Annotated in this window: 1 pseudogene; it reads right to left on the reverse strand. The window is 69.9% G+C overall.

What is annotated here, in order from left to right:
* Positions 1-26 precede the first annotated feature (26 nt).
* A pseudogene (locus LFM09_RS11480) lies at positions 27-20,417 on the reverse strand (type I polyketide synthase); the annotation flags it as partial.
* Between the last annotated feature and the right edge of the window lie 108 nt (positions 20,418-20,525).

The raw sequence follows: 20,525 nt of genomic DNA on the forward strand, positions 1-20,525 counted from the left end.
TCTGCGGTGTGGGTCTTGGACGAGGGTCAGCGCTCGGTGCGTCGGCCGAGTTCGTTGTCGATGAAGGCGAACACGTCGTCCACGGTCGCCGAGTTGATGCGGTCGGACACGGCTTCCTCGGTCTTGGCGCTGCCGTACTGGGCGAGCAGGTTGCGGAGCCTGGCCGCGACGCCGTCCCTCGCCAGGTCTTCCGGCGCCGTCGCCGCGAGCACGGCCTCCAGCCGGTCGAGCTCGTCGGTGATCGACGCTCCGGTGTCGTCGCCGAGCAGTTCGCCCGCCAGGTAGGCGGCCAGCTCGTCGGGCGTCGGGTAGTCGAAGACCAGGCCGGCCGGGAGCTTCAGGCCCGTCGCGGACGCGAGGCTGTTGCGCAGCTCGACGGCGGTCAGCGAGTCGAAGCCGAGGTCGCGGAACTGCTTGTCGTTGTCGATCGCGGCGGGTGAGGAGTGTCCGAGCACGCCCGCTGCGTGGCCGCGCACGAGGTCGACCAGGTACTTCGGTCGTTCGTCCGCGGGCAACGCGTTGAGCGTGCTCGCGAAGTCCACAGTGGACTGCTCTCCGCCGGCCGCCCGTTTCCCGCCCTTGACGAGACCGCGCATGATCGCCGCGACCGGGCCGTTGGTGCGACCGGTGGTGATGCGGGCGGGGACGAGCACCGCGTCCTCGCGTGAGGTCGCGTCGTCGAACAGCGCCATGCCCTGCCGGACGGACAGCGGCGGCATGCCGGTGCGGCCGATGCGATCCATCGCACCGTCCTGCAGATGTGCGGTCATACCACCGGTTTGCGCCCACGGACCCCACGCGAGCGAGGTCGCCGGCAGGCCCTGTGCGCGCCGGTAGGTGGCGAGGGCGTCGAGGAACGCGTTGGCCGCGGCGTAGTTGCCCTGACCGGCGCTGCCGAGCACGCCCGACACCGACGAATACAGCACGAACGCCTTGAGCTTCTGCTTCTTCGTGGCCTCGTGGAGGTTCCAGGCGCCGTCGACCTTGGGCTTCAGGACATTGCCGAGTCGTTCCGGCGTGAGGGAACCGATGATGCCGTCGTCGAGCACGCCCGCCGTGTGGATGACGGCGGTCAGCTTGACGCCCTTGACCACCTTCTTGACCGACTTGAGGTCGGCGGTGTCGCAGGCGGCGATCGTGACGTCCGCTCCGTGCGCGGTGAGTTCTGCTTGCAGTGCAACGGCATCCGGTGCCTCGCCGCCGCGCCGGGAGATCAACAGCAGGCGCTTCACGTTCCGCTCGGCGACGAGGTGCCGGGCGAGCTCCGCGCCCAGGCCGCCGGTGCCGCCGGTGATCAGGACGGTGCCTTCCGGGTCCCATTCCGCTGTCTCCACGGTGTCGGTGACGCGGGCGAGGCGGGCGACGCAGGTTTGGCCTTCCCGAACTCGGGCCTGGGTCTCCCCCGCGTCGAGCAGTCCGGTGGGCAGCGGGGTGCTGCCGTCGGTGTCGACGAGCAGGAAGCGTCCCGGGTTCTCCGACTGCGCCGTGCGGACCAGGCCCTCGACGGTCGCGCTCGCCAGGCCGCTCGTCACGAACACCAGCCGTTCCTCGGACTGCTGCAGCAGCTCCAGTGCCTTCGCAGCGAGTTCGTGCGCCTGCTCGACGGTGTCGCCGGTGAACCGGACCTCCCGGACTTCGGTGGCCGGCTGGGTTTCGGGTGCGGGGACCCATTCCAGGCGGAACAGCGAGTCCTGGTGCTGCTGAGCCGCGAGCGGTGCGCCGAACACGATGTTCCGTGCCGACACGACCGGTGCACCGTTCTTGTCGACGGCGGCGAACTCGTTGCCGCTCAACCGGATCCTGAGGGTGCCGGCGCCGACCGCGTGCAGGCTGACGTCGTGCCACTCGATCGGCACGCGGGTTTCCTCGGTGATCCTGGTGGCGCTGTCGAGCAGCGCCGGGTGGACGCCGTAGAACTGGGCGTCCGCGGTGCCTTCCGGCAGAGTGACCTCCGCGTACACGGCGTCGCCCGCCTGCCAGATCTGTTCGCCGATCGCCGTCGCACCCTTCGGCGGCCACTCGTTGAGGGTGAAATCGGCCTTGTACTCACCCTCTGCCAGAACGCCGTGCGCGATCTGGACGAACGGCTGCTCGTCGTTCGGTCGCGTGTAGACGGTGAGGGCGCGCTTTCCGTTGTCCGGTGCGCCGACCCACACCTGCAGCACGCCGGGGGTGAGCGGCGCGGTGATCGTGAGCTCCTCGACCGTGCCGTAGCCGACCTGGTCCGCGGCCCGGAACGCGATCTCCGCGAACGCCGTCTCCGGGAACGCTGCCATGTCGTGGAACGTGGCTGCGAGCCGGTTGGTGAACACCACGGAGTCTTCTTGGGCGACGGTCATCGCGGCGCCGAGCAACGGGTGATCGGCGGGCCCGAGGCCGAGCCCGGACGCGTCCGCCGCCTGTGCCATCGGCGTGGGCCAGTAGTGGTCGTGGTCGAACGCGTAGGTCGGGATGTCGACGCGCTTGGCGCCCGTTCCCGCGAACACCGGCGCCCAGTCGACGTTCGCGCCTTGGACGTAGAGCCTCGCGAGCGCGGTGAGCCACGCCGTCGTCTCGTCGCGATCCTTGCGCAGCGCGGGAATCGCGTTGTCGACGAGCGCGGAGAGCACGCCGTCCGGCCCGATCTCCAGGACCGTGTTGACGCCTGCAGCTTCGAGGGCTGCGACGCCGTCGGCGAACCGCACGGTCTCCCGGACGTGCCGCACCCAGTACTCCGGCTCCGTGAGCTCGGTGCTCGCGACGCGGCCGGTCAGGTTGGACACCACGGGGATGCGGGGCGCGGTGAACTCCAGCGCTGTCACGACAGCGCGGAAGTCTTCCAGCATCGGCTCCATCAACGGCGAGTGAAACGCATGGCTGACCGGCAAACGCTTAGTCTTGCGCCCCTGCGCGGCGAACCCGTCGGCGATCTGTTGGACCGCCTTCTCCTCGCCCGCGAGCACCAGCGACCTCGGCCCGTTGATCGCCGCGATCGACACCTGGCCCGTAGTCGTGATCTCTTCTTCTGTCGCTTCGACCGCGATCATGGCGCCCCCTGCCGGGAGTGCCTGCATCAACGCGGCGCGCGCGTTCACGAGCTTCGCGGCATCTTCGAGGCTCAGCACCCCGGCGACGTGCGCGGCCGCGATCTCGCCGACCGAGTGCCCGCCGACGTGGTCCGGCTCGATCCCGAACGCCTCCGCGAGCCGGAACAGCGCGACCTCGACCGCGAACAACGCCCGCTGCGTGTTCCCGGTCTGGTTCAGCGCTTCCGCGTCGTCGCCCCACATCACGTCGCGCACGTCGACGTGCTCCAGCACGGCGTCGAGCGCCGCCTTGAACGCGGGGAACCGCTCGTACAGCTCCTTGCCCATGCCGAGCCGCTGCGAACCCTGCCCGCTGAACAGCACCGCGAGCTTGCGCCTGCTCACCTGCCCTTGCGCGACCTCCGCACCGTCCAACAACACGGCCCGGTGCTCGAAGCGCGACCGCTTGAGCAGCGAGAACCCGACATCGAACGCATCGGCCTCGACCGCTTGGACCCGCTCGACCTGAGCGCGCAGCGAAGCCGGGGACTTCGCCGAAAAAACGAGCGGGGCCCCCTTGGGGGGACGCGAGGTCCCCACTCCAATCGTCGCACGGGAGGCCGACGACTCCGGGCCGGCAAGATCGACAACCGCCGAGCTGTCCACAGGCGTGGAGTTGTCCACAGATTCCGGCGCGGCGCCCTGACCAGCATTTTCGGCGAGTACGCTGGAAATTGGGGGGATCCCCGGCGCCGCCTCCAAGATCACGTGCGCGTTCGTGCCGCTGATGCCGAACGACGAGACGCCTGCCCTGCGCGCGCGGTCCGCTGACGGCCACGGGGTGTTCTCCGTGAGCAGCGAGATCGAGCCCGCGGTCCAGTCGACGTGCGACGACGGCGCGGTGACGTTGATCGTGCGCGGCAGCAGTCCGTGCCGCAGCGCCATCACCATCTTGATCACGCCGGCCGCACCGGCCGCCGCCTGCGTGTGACCGATGTTGGACTTGATGGAGCCCAGCAGAAGTGGCTCCGACCGGTCCTGGCCGTACGTCGCGAGAAGCGCCTGCGCCTCGATCGGGTCGCCCAAAGTCGTCCCGGTGCCGTGCGCCTCCACAGCGTCGACATCGGCGAACTTCAGCCCAGCCGAAGCCAAGGCCTGCCGGATCACTCGCTGCTGCGAGGGACCGTTAGGCGCCGTCAGGCCGTTGGAAGCACCGTCCTGGTTGACAGCTGAGCCACGCACAATCGCAAGCACCTCGTGCCCAGCCGCGACGGCATCAGACAGACGCTCGACCACGAGCACACCGATGCCTTCGGACCATGCGGTGCCGTCAGCGGTGTCGGAGAACGGCTTGCACCGGCCGTCGCGCGCGAGACCGTCCTGCAGCGAGAACTCCATGAACGCGCCCGGTGCCGACATCACCTGCACACCGCCGGCCAGCGCCAGCGAGCACTCACCATTCCGCAGCGCCTGCACCGCCAAGTGCAACGCGACCAGAGCCGACGAGCACGCCGTGTCGATCGTCATCGACGGACCCTCGAGCCCCAGCGTGTAGGACAGCCGACCGGCGATCACGCTCGGCGACGTGCCGGTGCCGGAGTACCCCTCCAGCGCCTGCTCGGACGCGAGCATCAGGTGCGCGTAGTCCTGCCCGGAAGCACCGACGTAGACGCCGGTCCGCGAACCGCGCAGCGCGAGCGGGTCGATGCCCGTGCGTTCCAGGGCCTCCCACGACGTCTCCAGCACGAGCCGCTGATGCGGGTCCATCGACACGGCCTCGCGCGGCGAGATCCCGAAGAACGCCGGGTCGAACGAGGCGATCCCCTCGATGAACCCGCCCTGTCCCGTCACGGACTGACCGGCACCGTCACCGACGAGGTTCTCGTCCCAGCCGCGGTCCGCCGGGAACCCGGTGATCGCGTCCCGTCCGCCCAGCACCAGCTCCCACAGCTCCTCCGGCGAGGACACACCGCCGGGGAACTTGCAGGCGATACCGACGATCGCGATGGCCTCGTCCGAGACCTTCACCGAATCCTCGACCTCAGCGGAACCACCGAACAACGACGCGATCAGGTGTTCCGCCAACGCTTGCGGCGTCGGGTAGTCGAACACCAGCGTCGCCGGCAACGTCAGTCCGGTCGCGGTGCCGAGCCGGTTGCGCAGCTCCACCGACGTCAACGAGTCGAACCCGAGCTGCCGGAACTCGCGATCCGCGTCGATCGCGTCGGCCGACGAGTGCCCGAGCACCGCGGCAGCCTCGCCGCGCACCAGATCGACCAACGTCCGGACGCGCTCAGCCGGGCGAACGTCCTGCAACCCCTGCAGCGCAACGGTTCCCTGAGCACGCGCCGCGGTCCGACGGCCACCGCGCAGCAGGTTGCGCAGCAGCGGCGGCACCATCGTCGTGCTCGCACCGGTGATGATCCGCGCCGGCACGACAAGTGGCTCGTCGACGCCGACAGCCGCGTCGAACAGCGCCAGACCGTGCTCCAGCGAGATCGGCGGCATCGACGACTTCTCCAGCCGTTCCAGCGCGGCGGCGTCCATCGTCCCGGTCATGCCGACCTCGGACGTCCAGGCGCCCCAGGCCAGCGACACCGCGGGCAGGCCTGCCGAGCGCCGGAACGCAGCCAGTGCGTCGAGGAACGCGTTGCCCGCCGCGTAGTTGCCCTGACCGGCGGTTCCGAGCACGCCCGACACCGACGAGTACAGGACGAACTGCGCGTCCGGCACCAAGGTGTGCAGGTTCCAGGCGGCGTCCACCTTGGGACGCAACACCTTCTCCAACCGTTCGGGCGTCATCGAGGCGATCACGCCGTCGTCCAGCACACCAGCCGTGTGCACAACGGCGGTCACGTTGTGTCCATTGAGGACAGCAGCCAGCGCGTCGCGGTCGGCTACATCGCAGGCCGCAATCGTCACGTCCGCGTCCAGCGCGAGCAGCTCATGAGCGCCCGGTGAGTCGAGCCCACGACGGCTGAGCAGCAACAACTTCCGCGTGCCCTGCGCGACGAGATGCCGTGCCAGTTCCGCACCCAAGCCGCCCGTGCCACCGGTGATCACGACGGTGCCGGCCGGGTCCCAGCCCGCAGGCACGGTGATCACGATCTTGCCGATGTGCTTGGCACGGCTCATGAACCGGAACGCGTCGCGCGCCCGCCTGACGTCCCAGGCTGCGATCGGCAGCGGCTCCAGAACGTTGCGCTCGAACAGCTCCACGAGCGAGAGCAGCATCCGCTGGACGTGGTCGGGGTGCGCCTCACCGAGGTCGAACGGCCGGTAGAAGATGCCCGGCACGTCCTCCCGCAGGTCGGTCTTGCCCATCTCCAGGAATCGCCCGCCCTCACCGAGCAGCCGCAGCGAGGCGTCGATGAACTCGCCGGTCAACGCGTTCAGCACCACGTCGACCTGCGGGAACTTGGTTTCGAAGCTGGTGTCGCGGGAGTTGCCGATGTGCGCGTCGTCGAGCCCGAGGCCGCGCAGCACATCCCACTTGCCCTCGCTGGCGGTGGCGAACACCTCCGCGCCGAGGTGCTTCGCGACCTGGATCGCCGCCATGCCGACACCACCGGCGCCCGCGTGGACGAGGACCTTCTCCCCCGGCCGAACGTTGCCGAGCTCGATCAACGCGTAGTAGGCCGTGAGGAACACCAGCGGCACCGACGCACCCTGCTCGAACGTCCACCCGCCCGGAAGCCTGGTCAGGTAAGGCTCTTCGATGACGCCGACCGGTCCCATGCCGCCGAACAGCATGCCGAACACCGGGTCGCCGACCCGCAGGTCCACGCACTCCGGCCCGAGCTCGGTGACGACACCCGCGGCCTCCGCACCGAACGAGCCCGCCTCGCCCGGATACATGCCGAGCGCGTTCAGCACGTCCCGGAAGTTGAGACCCGCCGCCCGGATCGCGACCCGCACCTGCTTGCCCTGCAACGGCTCCGGCGTCCACGGCGCCAGGACAAGGTTGTCCAGGCTGCCTTTTGCGGTGGTGTCGAGGCGCCAGGGCGTTCCGGTGGGAGGTACCAGCGTCGGCCCGGTCTGCAGGCGCGCCAACCGTCCAGCGTGGACAGTACCTTCGCGCACGATCAGCTGCTGCTCTTCGGTGACCAGCATTCCGGGTGTCAACTCGCTGCTGTCGTCCAGGTCGACCAGCAGGAACTTGCCGGGGTTCTCCGCCTGCGCGGACCGCACAAGGCCCCACGCGGCCGCCGCGCCGAGGTCGGTGATCGGTTCGTCGCCGATCGCCGCAGCTCCACGCGTCACCAACACCACGCGTTCTTCGGCGTTCTGCAGGATCTCCAAGACGCGCTTGGTCGCGTCGTGGGCTGCGGCGGCGTCCGCACCACCGGTCAGTTCCACGACCTGAGCATCGATCTCGCTCGCCTCGCCGACCTGCACGGGCACCCACTCGACCCGGAACAGCGACTCCGCCACGGGATTGGCGGCGACGTTCGCCGACGGCGTCCTGACCACCAGAGACTTCACCGACAGGACGGGCGCGCCTTCGACGTCGACGGCGGTGACCTCGACGGCGTCCCCGCCCGTGTGCTTCAGCCGCACGCGCAGCCGCGACGGCCCGATGGCGTGCAGGGACACACCGTTCCACTCGAACGGCAGACCCTGCCCGGCGCCGTCGACGAACGTGATGGCGTGCAGCGCGGAGTCGAGCAGCGCCGGGTGCACCCCGAACGTGGCGGCGTCCTCGACGCTGTCCGGCAGCGCCACCTCGACCAGCACCTCGTCGCCGTTGCGCCAAGCCTGCTGCAGCCCCCGGAAGATCGGCCCGTACGCCAGGCCGCCCTCCGCCAGCGTCTCGTAGAACGCTTCGAGGTCAAGCGGTTCAGCGCTCGCGGGCGGCCACTCGGTGGTGTCGAACTCGGCCTGGTGCGGCCCTTCCGCGAGCGTGCCGCTGGCGTGCTGGATCCACTCGTCCGAGTCGGGCAGCTGCGAATGAACGCTGACGGGCCTGCGCCCGCGCTCGTCCGGCGCGCCAACCCGCACCTGAACCGCGACGGCCTCCCGTTCGGGAAGCACCAGCGGCACCACGATCGTGAGCCCGTCGACGCGGTCGCAGCCGACCATGTCGCCGGCGCGGATCGCGAAGTCGAGGAACCCGGTGCCGGGGAACAGCACCGCGCCGCCGACCACGTGATCCGCGATCCACGGGTGGGTCGCGAGGCTGAGGCGTCCGCTGAGCACCAGTTCGTCGGTGCCCGCGACGGCGATGGCCGCGCCGAGCAACGGGTGCCCGCCGGACCTGAGCCCGTAGGCGGCGGGGTCACCCGCACGGCCGCCGACCGTGGCCTTGGGCCAGAACCGCTCGTGGTCGAACGGGTAGGTGGGCAGGTTGACCAGTCCACCTCCTGTCAACCACGGAGTCCAGTCAACATTGATTCCGTCAACATGTACTTGACCGAGTGCAGTAGCCAGTGCAGTAGCTTCGTCCCGGTTTTTCCGCAATGTCGGAATCGCGCCATCGACGAGCGCGGACAGGACGCCGTCCGGGCCGACCTCCAGGAACTTGGTCGCGGGGATCTTCGCGACGTTGTCGGTGAACCGCACCGCGTCCCGGACGTGGCTGACCCAGTACTCGGGGTCGGTGACGTCGCCGGTGGCGCTGATCGGGATCTTCGGGGTCTTGAAGTCGATGTTCTTGATGGCGTTGCGGAAGTCGCCGAGCATCGGTTCCATCAGCGGTGAGTGGAACGCGTGGCTGACCTTGAGCCGCTTGGTCTTCTCGAATCGGCTCGCGATGGCTGCTGTTTCGTCTTCGTCGCCCGCGATGACGATCGAGTTCGGTCCGTTGATCGCCGCGATCGACACGTTGCTCGTGAGGTGCCTGCTCACCTCTTCTTCGGTCGCCTGCACGGCCACCATCGCGCCCGTCCGCGGAAGCGCCTGCATGAGACCCGCACGTGCTTGCACGAGTTTCGCCGCGTCTTCCAGGCTGAGCACGCCCGCGACGTGCGCCGCCGCGATCTCACCGATCGAGTGACCCGCGAGGTGGGCGGGCTTGATCCCGAACGCTTGCAGCAGCCGGTAAAGCGCCGTCTGGAACGCGAACAGCGCGGGCTGCGTGTAGCCCGTCTGGTTGAGCTTCTCCTCGTCCTCGCCCCAGATCACGCTCTTCAGCTCGGGGTCGAGGTGCGCCAGAACGTCGTCGAACGCGTCCGCGAACTCCGGGAACTTCTGGTACAGCTCGCGGCCCATGCCGAGCCGCTGCGAGCCCTGCCCGGAGAACAGCACCGCCAGCGTGTGCTCTCCCGCAACGCCGCTCGCGACCTCGGCACCGTCGAACAGCACCGCGCGGTGCTCGAACAACGCCCGCGACCGCACCAGCGAGTACGCGATGTCTCTCTGCGGCGCCTCTACCGCGCGGATTCGCTCGACCTGCGCCCGGAGCGCCGCCTCCGACTTCGCCGACACCGCCAGCGGCACGGCTGGCCCCACCGGTACCGCTGACGCTGCCACGTCGCTCGGAATCGATCCCGACTGGCCGGCCCCCTGGGGGGAGCCGCCCCCCATCCCAATCATCTCAGGCAGGTCTGACAGTTCTGGCGAGCTCGGAGCCTCCAAGATCACGTGCGCGTTCGTGCCGGAGATGCCGAACGACGACACGCCCGCGCGCCACGGCCGGTCCACCGAGGGCCACGCGGCGTTCTCGGTGAGCAGCGAGACCGCGCCCGCCGACCAGTCGATGTGTGAAGAGGGCGACGTGACGTGCAGGGTCTGCGGCAAGAGCCCGTGCTGGAACGCGAGAACCATCTTGATCACGCCGGCCGCACCCGCCGCCGCCTGCGTGTGGCCGAGGTTCGACTTCACCGAGCCCAGCCACAGCGGGTCGACGCGGTCCTGCCCGTACACGGTCAGCAGCGCCTGCGCCTCGATCGGGTCGCCCAGCACGGTGCCGGTGCCGTGCGCCTCCACAGCGTCCACATCGGACGGTGACAGACCGCCGGACGCAAGCGCTTGGCGGATCACCCGTTGCTGCGACGGGCCGTTGGGGGCAGTCAGGCCGTTGGAAGCGCCGTCCTGGTTGAAGGCGGAACCGCGCACGACCGCGAGCACCGGATGCCCGGCGGCAACCGCGTCAGAAAGCCGTTCCACCACGAGAACGCCGACACCCTCGGACCAGCCGGTGCCGTCCGCGGACTCGGAGAACGCCTTGCACAGACCGTCCGGCGCGAGCCCGCCCTGCCGCGAGAAGCCGGAGAAGGACGTCGGCGTCGCCATCACCGTGACACCACCGGCCAACGCCAGCGAGCATTCACCACCGCGCAACGCCTGCGCGGCGAGGTGCAGCGCTACAAGAGCCGACGAGCACGCCGTGTCGATCGTGACCGCGGGACCCTCCAGCCCGAGCGCGTACGAGATCCGGCCGGAGATCACCGAAGCCGCGAGCCCGGTACCGGCATGGCCTTCGAGGTCCTCGTTGGAGGCCATGACCACGTGCTGGTAGTCCTGCCCGTTGGTGCCGACGAACACGCCGGTTCGCGAGCCGCGCAACGACGAAGGATCGACGCCGGCGCGTTCAACGGCCTCCCACGACGTCTCCAGCAGGAGGCGTTGCTGCGGGTCCATCGCGAGCGCCTCACGCGGCGAGATGCCGAAGAACGCCGGGTCGAAGTCCGCGACACCGGTCAGGAAGCCGCCGCGCAACGTCGAACTCTGCAGCGCAGCGAGGTCCCAGCCGCGATCGGCGGGGAAGTCCGACATCGCGTCCTCGCCCGCGACCAGCACCCGCCACAGGTCTTCCGGCGAGTCGATGCCGTTCGGGAAGTGGCAGGCCATGCCGACGATCGCGATGTCGTCCGTCGTCTGCACGACCGACACGTCGTCAACGTCGCCACCTTCGCCGAGCAACGACAAGAGCAGGTGTTCGGCCAGCACGCGCGGCGACGGGTAGTCGAACACCAGACCGGCGGGCAGCACGAGTCCGGTGATCTCGGTGAGGTGGTTGCGCAGCTCGACGGCCGTCAGCGAGTCGAACCCGATGTCGCGGAACGCCTTGTCCGCCGCGACCGCCTCCTTGCCGGAGTGGCCGAGCACCTGGGCCGCGCGCGTCCGCACGAGTTCCAGGACGGGCTCGATCCGTTCCGCGGCAGGCAGTTCGCGCAGGCTGCGTCGCAGTTCCGCGGCAGCCGACTCGCTGTCGCGGCGCGCGGCCGCCAGCTCGTCCAGCACCTCACGCGCGCCGGGCAGTTCCGCCAGCACGGGCGTCGGGCGCAGGCTCAGCAACGCGCTGAGCAGCTGCGGGTGGTGGATGTCCGCGATCACTGCGGTAGGCGCGGCTTCCGCCACCACACTGCGCATCGCCGCGACCGCGAGCTCTGGGTCCAAAGTGGACGCGCCGACCGACTTGATGGTCTGCGCGACGCGCTCCTCGCCCGCCATGCCGTCACCGGTCCACGCGCCCCACGCGATCGACGTCGCGGCAAGGCCCAGTTCACGGCGCTGCACGGCGACCGCGTCGAGCACGGCGTTGGCGGCGGCGTAGTTGGCCTGGCCGGGGTTGCCGATCGCACCCGCGACCGACGAGAACAGGATGAACGCGTCGAGGTCGAGCTCGCGCGTCAGTTCGTCGAGCAGGAACGCCGACGTCACCTTGGCCTGGAACACCTCGGTGAACCGCTCCGGCGTGAGCCCGTCGAGCACGCCGTCGTCCAACACACCGGCCGCGTGCACAACGGCTTTGACGTCGCTTGTGAGCACCGTCGCCAGTTCCGAACGGTTCGCGACGTCGCACTTCACGACCTCAACGCCCAGCTCCGCCACGATCTCCGCCGCGCCGGGTGCATCCATGCCGCGCCGGCTCAGCAGCACGACCTTCTCCGCGCCGCGCGCAACGAGGTCGCGCGCAACGTGCTTGCCGAGCGCGCCCGTGCCACCGGTGATCACCACGGTTCCGGTCGGCCGCCACTCCTGAGATGCCCTCGGCGCAACGAGAATCCGCCGCCCGAACACACCCGTTGCCCGCACCGCGACCTGGTCCTCGTCGCCGCTCAGCACCGCCGCGAACCGTTGCGCCGCCCGTTCGTCCAGCTCAACCGGCAGGTCGACGAGGCCACCCCAGCGGTTCGGGTGCTCCAGCGCCGCGACCCGCCCGAGGCCCCACACGCCTGCCTGCCACGGACTGCTGACGCCGTCCGCGCGCCCAGTCGACACCGCACCGCGCGTCACCGCCCACAGCGGCGCCATGACACCGGCGTCACCGAGCGCCTGGATCAACGCGGTGGTGCTGGTGATCGGCGCGAGCTCGTCGAGGTTGTCCAGCGCCAGCAACGACACCACGCCCGTGAACGCAACCTGCGCGAACTCCAGGAGCTGCCCGGCCAGGTGCTCACGATCCGCCCACGCGACGTGGAGCTCGGTGACGTCACCGAGCGCGCTGACGAACGTCCGCACGTCCTGCGGCACCTCAGTCGGCAGTACCACCAGCCACTTGTCAGGTTTCACGGAGAGGCCCGTGACCGGCTGCCAGTTCTCCCTGTGCAGCCAAGAGTCCACAGTGGACTGAGCCTTGCGCTTGCCCCGCCACGCCGACAAGGCCGGCAGCACACCTTTCAGCGTCTCGCTGTCGAGGTCGAGGGTGGCGGCGAGCGATGCGACGTCCGCCTGTTCGACCGCGGTCCAGAACGCGGCGTCGGCCGGGTCCGCAGCCATCGCACCGGTCGCCGCCTCGGGCCAGAACCTCTCGTGCTGGAACGGGTAGGTCGGCAGGTCGACCCCGCGCCCGCCCCGGTAGAAGCTCGACCACTCGACGTGGGTGCCTGCCACGTGAAGCCTGGCAAGTGCCGCCACGAACGCGTGGTGCTCGCCCCGGTCCTTGCGCAGCGCCGGAACCGCTCCGTCGACGAGCGCGGCCAGCACCCCGTCCGGCCCGATCTCCAGGAACGCGCTCGCGCCCTGTTCCTTGAGCCGCGCGACGTTGTCCGTGAACCGCACCGTGTCGCGGACGTGGCTGACCCAGTACTCGGGGTCGGTGACGTCGCCCGTGGTCGCGATCGGAATGCTCGGTTCGTGGAACCGGATGTCCCGGATGGCGTCGCGGAAGTCGTCGAGCATCGGCTCCATCAGCGGCGAGTGGAACGCGTGGCTGACCTGGAGTTGCTTCGACTTGCGGCCTTGGAAGCGGGCGACGACCGCGCGCGCTTCCTCCTCGACGCCCGCGATGACCAGCGAGTCGGCCGCGTTGATCGCCGCTATGGAAACGCCAGAGGTCAAGTACTGGACGACCTCGTCCTCACCGGCTTGCAGCGCGATCATCACGCCGCCTGCGGGCAGGTTCTGCATGAGCTCCGCGCGCGCTTGGACGAGCTTCGCCGCATCCTCAAGACTGAACACATCAGCGACGTGCGCCGCGGCGATCTCACCGATCGAGTGCCCCGCGAGCAGACGCGGGATCAGCCCGAACGACTCCGCCAGCCGGTACAGCGCGACCTCGATCGCGAACAGCGCGGGCTGCGTGTTCCCGGTCTGATTCAACGCCTCGGCGTCGTCGCCCCACATGACCTCGCGCACGCCATCAAGGTGTTGGAGCACCTCGTCAAACGCCTGCGCGAACACCGGGAACGCCTCATACAACTCACGCCCCATGCCCAGCCGCTGCGCACCCTGCCCGGAGAACAGCATGGCGAGCGTCTTCCCCGACGCCTCACCGCTGGCCAGTACATCGCCGTCCAACAACACGGCCCGGTGCTCGAACAACGTCCGCCGATGCAGCAGCGAGTACCCAACGTCGAGCGCGTCAGCCTCAACCGCCCGGATCCGCTCGATCTGCGCTTCCAACGCCGCCGCGGACTTCGCCGACACCACCCACGGAATCGATCCCGACTGGGGGCCCCAGGGGGAGACCGAGGTCCCCACTCCAAGCGTCCCACGGGTGGCCGACAACTCCGGGTGCGCAAGATCGACAACTACCGAGTTGTCCACAGGCGTGGAGTTGTCCACAGATTCTGGCGCGACGGCAAGAGGGCCCGGCGAAGTCGATACGCTGGAAAACGGGGGGATCCCCGCGGCTTGCTCCAAGATCACGTGGGCGTTCGTGCCGGAGAGGCCGAAGGACGAGACGCCGGCGCGGGCCGGGCGGTCGACAGCGGGCCAGGGCGTGTTCGAGGTGAGCAGTTCGACGGCGCCCGCAGACCAGTCGACGTGCGATGAAGGCGCGGTGACGTGCAGGGTCTGCGGAAGCAGGCCGTGCTGGAACGCCAGCACCATCTTGATGATCCCGGCGACACCCGCGGCAGCCTGGGTGTGCCCGAGGTTGGACTTGATCGCCCCCAGGTACAAAGGCGCGCCGGCACGCTCACGGCCATAGGTGGCCAGAAGCGCCTGAGCCTCGATCGGGTCGCCCAGACGCGTTCCGGTGCCATGAGCCTCGACCGCGTCGACGTCCGAAGTGGACAGTCCGGCGTTGGCAAGGGCCTGGCGGATCACGCGTTGCTGGGCGGGGCCGTTCGGGGCGGTCAGCCCGTTGGAGGCGCCGTCCTGGTTCACAGCGGAGCCACGTACAACGGCCAGCACGGTGTGACCAAGACGCAGAGCGTCGGACTGGCGTTCGACGACCAGCACGCCGGCACCTTCGGCCCAGCCGGTGCCGTCGGCGTTGTCGGAGAAGGCACGGCAGCGCGCGTCCGCCGCCAAGCCGCCCTGAGCGTTGAAGCCGGCGAAGTTCATCGGCGTGGACATCACCGTCACGCCACCGACCAGCGCCAGCGACGACTCGCCCGAACGCAGCGACTGAGCGGCGAGGTGCAGCGCCACCAAGGACGACGAGCAGGCCGTGTCGATCGTGAGCGCCGGGCCCTCGAAGCCGAACGTGTAGGAGAGGCGGCCGGAGATCACCGCGGCGGCGAGGCCGGTGGACGCGTGGCCCTCGATGTCGCCGCGCGCCCGCAGCACGAGGTTCGTGTAGTCCTGGCCGTTCGTGCCGACGAACACGCCGGTCTTGGAGCCGCGCAGCGTTGCGGCGTTGATGCCCGCGCGTTCGACGGCTTCCCATGCGACTTCGAGCAGTTGACGTTGCTGCGGGTCCATCGCGAGGGCTTCGCGCGGCGAGATGCCGAAGAACGCCGGATCGAACTCCGCTGCGCCGTAGAGGAATCCGCCTTCGACCGTGCCGCCGGCGGCCAGGGCGTCCTGCTCCCAGCCGCGGTCGGTCGGGAAGCTCGCGATCGCGTCGGTGCCGTCGGCCAGCAGCCTCCACAGGTCCTCGGGAGTGGCGACGCCTCCGGGGAAGCGGCAGGCCATGCCGACGATCACGATCGGGTCGTCCGCGTCGGCGGCGCCCTGCGCGGCAACGTCGAGATCGGTGCCCACGCCGGTCAGCTCGGCCAGCACGTGCTCGGCCAGCAGCAGCGGCGTCGGGTAGTCGAAGATCAGTGTGGCGGGCAACGTCAGGCCCGTGGCCACCGCCAGCGCGTTGCGGAGTTCGATCGCGGTCAGCGAATCGAAACCGAGTGCGCGGAACTCCTTTTCCGCGCCCACGGCGTCGGCGTTGGCGTAGCCGATGACCTTGGCGGCCTCGGTGCGCACGACGTCGACGATGATCCGGACGCGTTCGGCGTTGGCCAGGCCACCGAGCTTCGCGAGCAGGCCGCCGGCGACGATCTCGCGCGCCGCGGTGCGGCGGCCCGCACGGACCAGGCCACGCATGATCGCGGGCACGTCACCCTGCGCCGAGCCGCCTGACGCGAGCGGCACGAGCAGCGATTCACCGGACGAGAGCGCGGCGTCGAACAGCGCGAGGCCCTGCGACACCGACAGCATCGGCATGCGACGCAGATCGCCTTCGTCCAAAGTGGACGTCATGCCGGTGTCCCAGGCACCCCAGGCCAACGACAGCGCGGGCAGGCCGAGTCCGTGCCGGTGCGCGGCGAGGGCGTCGAGGAACGCGTTGGCAGCGGCGTAGTTGCCCTGACCGGCGGCGCCCATCACCCCGGACACCGACGAGTACAAGATGAGCTGCGCGTCGCCGGCGAGTTCGTGGAGGTGCCAGGCGGCGTCGACCTTCGGACGCATGACCGTCGCGAGCCGCTCGGGGGTCAGCGAGCCGATCACGCCGTCGTCCAGCACACCCGCCGTGTGGATGACAGCGGTCAGCTGCTCGCCGTCGAGCAACGACGCGACGGCGGCGCGTTCCGTCACATCGCAGGCCTTCACCTCAACGTCCGCTCCCAACGCGATGAGCTCGTCGCGCAGGTCGACGGCGCCGGGTGCGTCGAGGCCGCGACGGCTGACCAGCAGCAGTTTGCGTTGGCCGCGGGTCGCGAGGTGGCGGGCGATGACGGCGCCCAGGCCACCTGTGCCGCCAGTGATCAGGACTGTGCCATCGGTGTCCCATTCGCGCTCGCCGCCCCCGGAGGCACGCGCCAGCCTGCCCGCGAACACCTCGCCCGCGCGCACGACGACCTGGGTCTCCCCCGCGTCGATCAGCCCGCCGAGGCCCGGCAGCAGCGCTTCCGACTCGGGTGCGTCGTCGAGGTCGACGAGCAGGAACCGGCCGGGGTTCTCGGTCTGCGCGGACCGCACCAGACCCCAGACGGCGGCGGCCGCCACATCGTCACCAGTGACGGCTCCACGCGTGACGAACACCAGCTTCTCGGTGGCTTCTTGAAGTGTGGCAAGCGCTTCCGCAGCCAACGCGTGCACGGACTCCGGCGTCTGCTCGCCCGCAACGGGAACGATCGTCGCGTTGCCCGGCGTGTAGGTGACGGGGACCCAGTCGAGCCGGAACAGCGAGTCGACGCGGGTCTCCGCGGACAACTCCAGCGGCTCGATGCTCACGGACTCTGCCGACAGCACCGGTTCGCCGGCGACGTCGACGGCGTCGAGCGCGATCCCACCATCCACAGCAGACAGACGAACTCTGACGACCTCCGCGCCGTTCGCGTAGAGGGAAACACCGCGCCAGTCGGCGGGAACGCCTTCGAGCCCCAGGAACACCGCCGCATGGGTGGCGGCGTCCAGCAACGACGGGTGGACGCCGAAACCCTTTGCCTCAACGGGCAGGGCGACCTCGGCGAAGATCTCCTCACCGCGCCGCCACGCCGCGCGCAGCCCTTGGAACGCTTCCCCATAAGGCGTTTCGTCGTAGAAGCCGTCGAGATCGACGACGGTCGCACCCTTCGGCGGCCACTCGGCGTCCACGGACGGCGCCGGAACACCTTGGCCCAGCACGCCGTTCGCGTGCTCGACCCACTCCTGGTCGCCGCGCCGCGCGTGGAAGCGGAAAGCGCCGTCGCGTCCGACGTGGAACTGCACCTGCACGCTGTCCGACAACACCAGTGGCGCGACTTGGGCGAGCTGCTCGACGCGGTCGTAGCCCGCGAGGTCGGCGGCGCGGAACGCCAACTCCAGCACACCCGCGGTCGGGAACACGACGTGGTCGGCGAGCCAGCCCGCCCTGGTCAGCGTGCCGGTGAGGATCAACTCGCCCGAACCGGCAACGGTCATCGCCGCACCCAGCAGCGGATGATCGGCCGGGGTCAGGCCGAGGCCCGCAGCGTCACCGCCCGCGCTCACCGACACCGACGGCCAGTAGCGGTCGTGCTGGAACGCATAGGTGGGAACGTCGACGCGCTTCCCGTTGGGGTAGAACGGCTTCCAGTCGACAGCGACGCCCGCGACGTGCAGGCGCGCGAGCGCGGTGATGAACGCCGTGCGCTCGTCGCGATCCTTGCGCTGCGCCGGGATCGCCTGCACCAGCGCGGACAGCACGCCATCGGGGCCGACCTCCAGGAACGTCCTGTCGCCCAGGCCGGTCACCGCGTCGTGGAACCGGACGGCGTCGCGGACGTGGCGAACCCAGTACTCGACGTTCGTGACGTCGCCGGACATCGGGATCGCGGGGCTGTGGAACGTGATGCCGGCGATGGCCTCGCGGAAGTCGTCGAGCATCGGGTCCATCAGCGGCGAGTGGAACGCGTGGCTGACTTGGAGTTGTTTCGTCTTGCGGCCCTCGAAACGCGCAACTACCGCGTGGACTTCCTTCTCGACGCCCGCGACGACGATCGAGTCCGGCCCGTTGATCGCCGCGATGGACACACCTGAGGTCAGGTGCTCCGCGACTTCCTCCTCGGCGGCCTGGAGCGCGATCATCACGCCGGTCTTCGGGAGGGCCTGCATGAGGCTCGCGCGAGCGGTGACGAGCTTCGCGGCGTCCTCCAGGCTGAACACGCCCGCCACGTGCGCGGCCGCGATCTCGCCGATCGAGTGGCCGGTGACGTGCGCGGCCGTGACGCCGAAGGACTCGAGCAGCCGGTAGAGGGCGACCTCGAACGCGAACAGCGCGGGCTGCGTGTTGCCCGTCTGGTTCAGCGCCTCCTCGTCGCCCCACATGACGTGCTTGAGGTTCGGGTCGAGGTGTTGCAACACCTCGTCGAACGCCTCGCGGAAGACAGGGAACGCCCCGTACAGCTCCTTTCCCATGCCGACGCGCTGAGCGCCCTGCCCCGAGAACAGCAACGCCAACTCGGTGCGCCGCGCCAGCCCGTTCGCGATCTCCGCGCCGTCCAGCAACACCGCGCGGTGCTCGAACAACGCGCGCGTGGTCGCCAACGAGAACCCGACGTCCACGGGATCACCGTCGAGCGCGCGCACCCGTTCGATCTGCGCCGCGAGAGAGGCCTCCGACTTGGCCGACACCAGCCACGGCACCGCGCCCGCTGCGCCTGGTGAGTCCGCTGCGCCTGGTGAGTCCGCTGCGGCTGGTGAGTCCGCTGCGGCTGGTGAGTCCGCTGCGGCTGGTGCACCGACCGCGCCTGGAGCACGCGTCGCGCTCGCCTCGCCCGTCGTGCCCGCCTCGCCCGGAACACCCGCCTTACCCGCAGCGCCCGCCTCGCCCGCAGCACCCGCAGCACCCGCAGCGCCCGCCTGGCCTCGCCCGCGGCTCCGAATCGATCCCGATTGGCCGGCCCCCTGGGGGGATCGGGTCCCCACTCCAATCGTCTCACCGGGCGCCGACGAATCTGGGTCGGCAAGATCGGCAACGGCCGGGTTGTCCACAGGCGCCGAGTTGTCCACAGAAGTCGGCGAGGTGGTTGCGCCTTCGAGGATGATGTGCGCGTTCGTGCCGGAAACGCCGAAAGACGAGACGGCGGCACGAGGAACACGGTCCGAAGAAGGCCAAGCAACGGCGGCGGTGGCGAGCTCGACAGAGCCAGCGGCCCAGTCGACGTGCGTGGACGGGCGAGACACGTGCAGAGTCGCTGGCACAACGCCGTGCTGCATCGCCTGGACCATCTTGATGACGCCGGCGACACCGGCGGCGGCCTGCGTGTGGCCGATGTTCGACTTCACCGAACCCAGCAGCAGCGGAGAAGGACGGTCGGCGCCGTAGACCGCCAGCAGGCTGCGAGCCTCGATCGGGTCACCCAGAGGCGTGCCAGTGCCGTGAGCCTCCACGACGTCGACGTCAGCAGGAGACAGGCCGGCGCGGTCGAGGGCGGCGCGGATGACGCGTTGCTGCGCGCGGCCGTTGGGGGCGGTGAAGCCGTTGGAGGCGCCATCGGAGTTGACGGCGGAGCCACGCACGACGGCGAGCACGGGGTAGCCCAACGACACGGCATCAGAGAGTCGCGCGAGCATCAGCACGCCGACGCCCTCGGACCAACCCGTGCCGTCGGCGTCGTCGGAGAAGGCCTTGCAACGGCCGTTGCGTGCCAGACCGCCCTGACGTGAGAACTCGACCAGAGAGCCGGGCGTACACATGACGTTCACGCCGCCGGCCAGCGCGAGACCGCACTCCCCCGCGCGTAGGGCGTGCACGGCCAGGTGCATTGCGACCAAAGAAGAGGAGCAGGCGGTGTCGACCGTGAGGGTCGGGCCTTCGAGGCCGAGGGCGTAGGAGATGCGGCCGGACTCAGCAGAAGCGGCGATGCCCGTGCCGACGTCACCCGTCGCGTCGTCGAGACCGCGGATCAGCAGGTGTTCGTAGTCCTGGCCGTTGGTGCCGACGAACACACCGGTTCGCGAGCCGCGCAACGACGTCGGATCGATGCCGGCGCGTTCGATGGCCTCCCACGAGGTCTCCAGCAGCAGGCGCTGCTGGGGGTCCATCGTGACGGCCTCGCGCGGCGAGATGCCGAAGAAGGCCGGGTCGAAGTCGGCGATGCCGTGCAGGAACCCGCCCTGCACGGAGACGCTGTGACCGCGTTCGTCGACGCCGCTGCCGAGCAACGCGTCGACGTCCCAGCCGCGGTCGGCCGGGAAGCCGGTGATCGCGTCCTGGCCGGACGACACGAGGTCCCACAGGTCCTCCGGCGAGCTGATGCCGCCGGGGAAGCGGCACGCCATCCCGATGATGGCGATCGGTTCGGTGGCGGCGGCGACCAGTTGCCTGTTGTGCTTGCGCAGCCGCTCCGCCTCCTTCATCGCGGCGCGGAGGGCCTCGACAACCTTCTCGCTGGAGGTACTCATTCATCAGCTCCGTCAGTCCAGCCGGACACGGTCATCCCGCCAGCAATTCCAGCAGCCGAAGCGGTAGCGAATTCCTCAGTAAAAAGGCCGGCCGCCCCACGA

The sequence above is a fragment of the Lentzea alba genome (genome assembly GCF_047445655.1).
In the GTDB taxonomy this organism is placed as follows: Bacteria; Actinomycetota; Actinomycetes; order Mycobacteriales; family Pseudonocardiaceae; genus Lentzea; species Lentzea alba_A.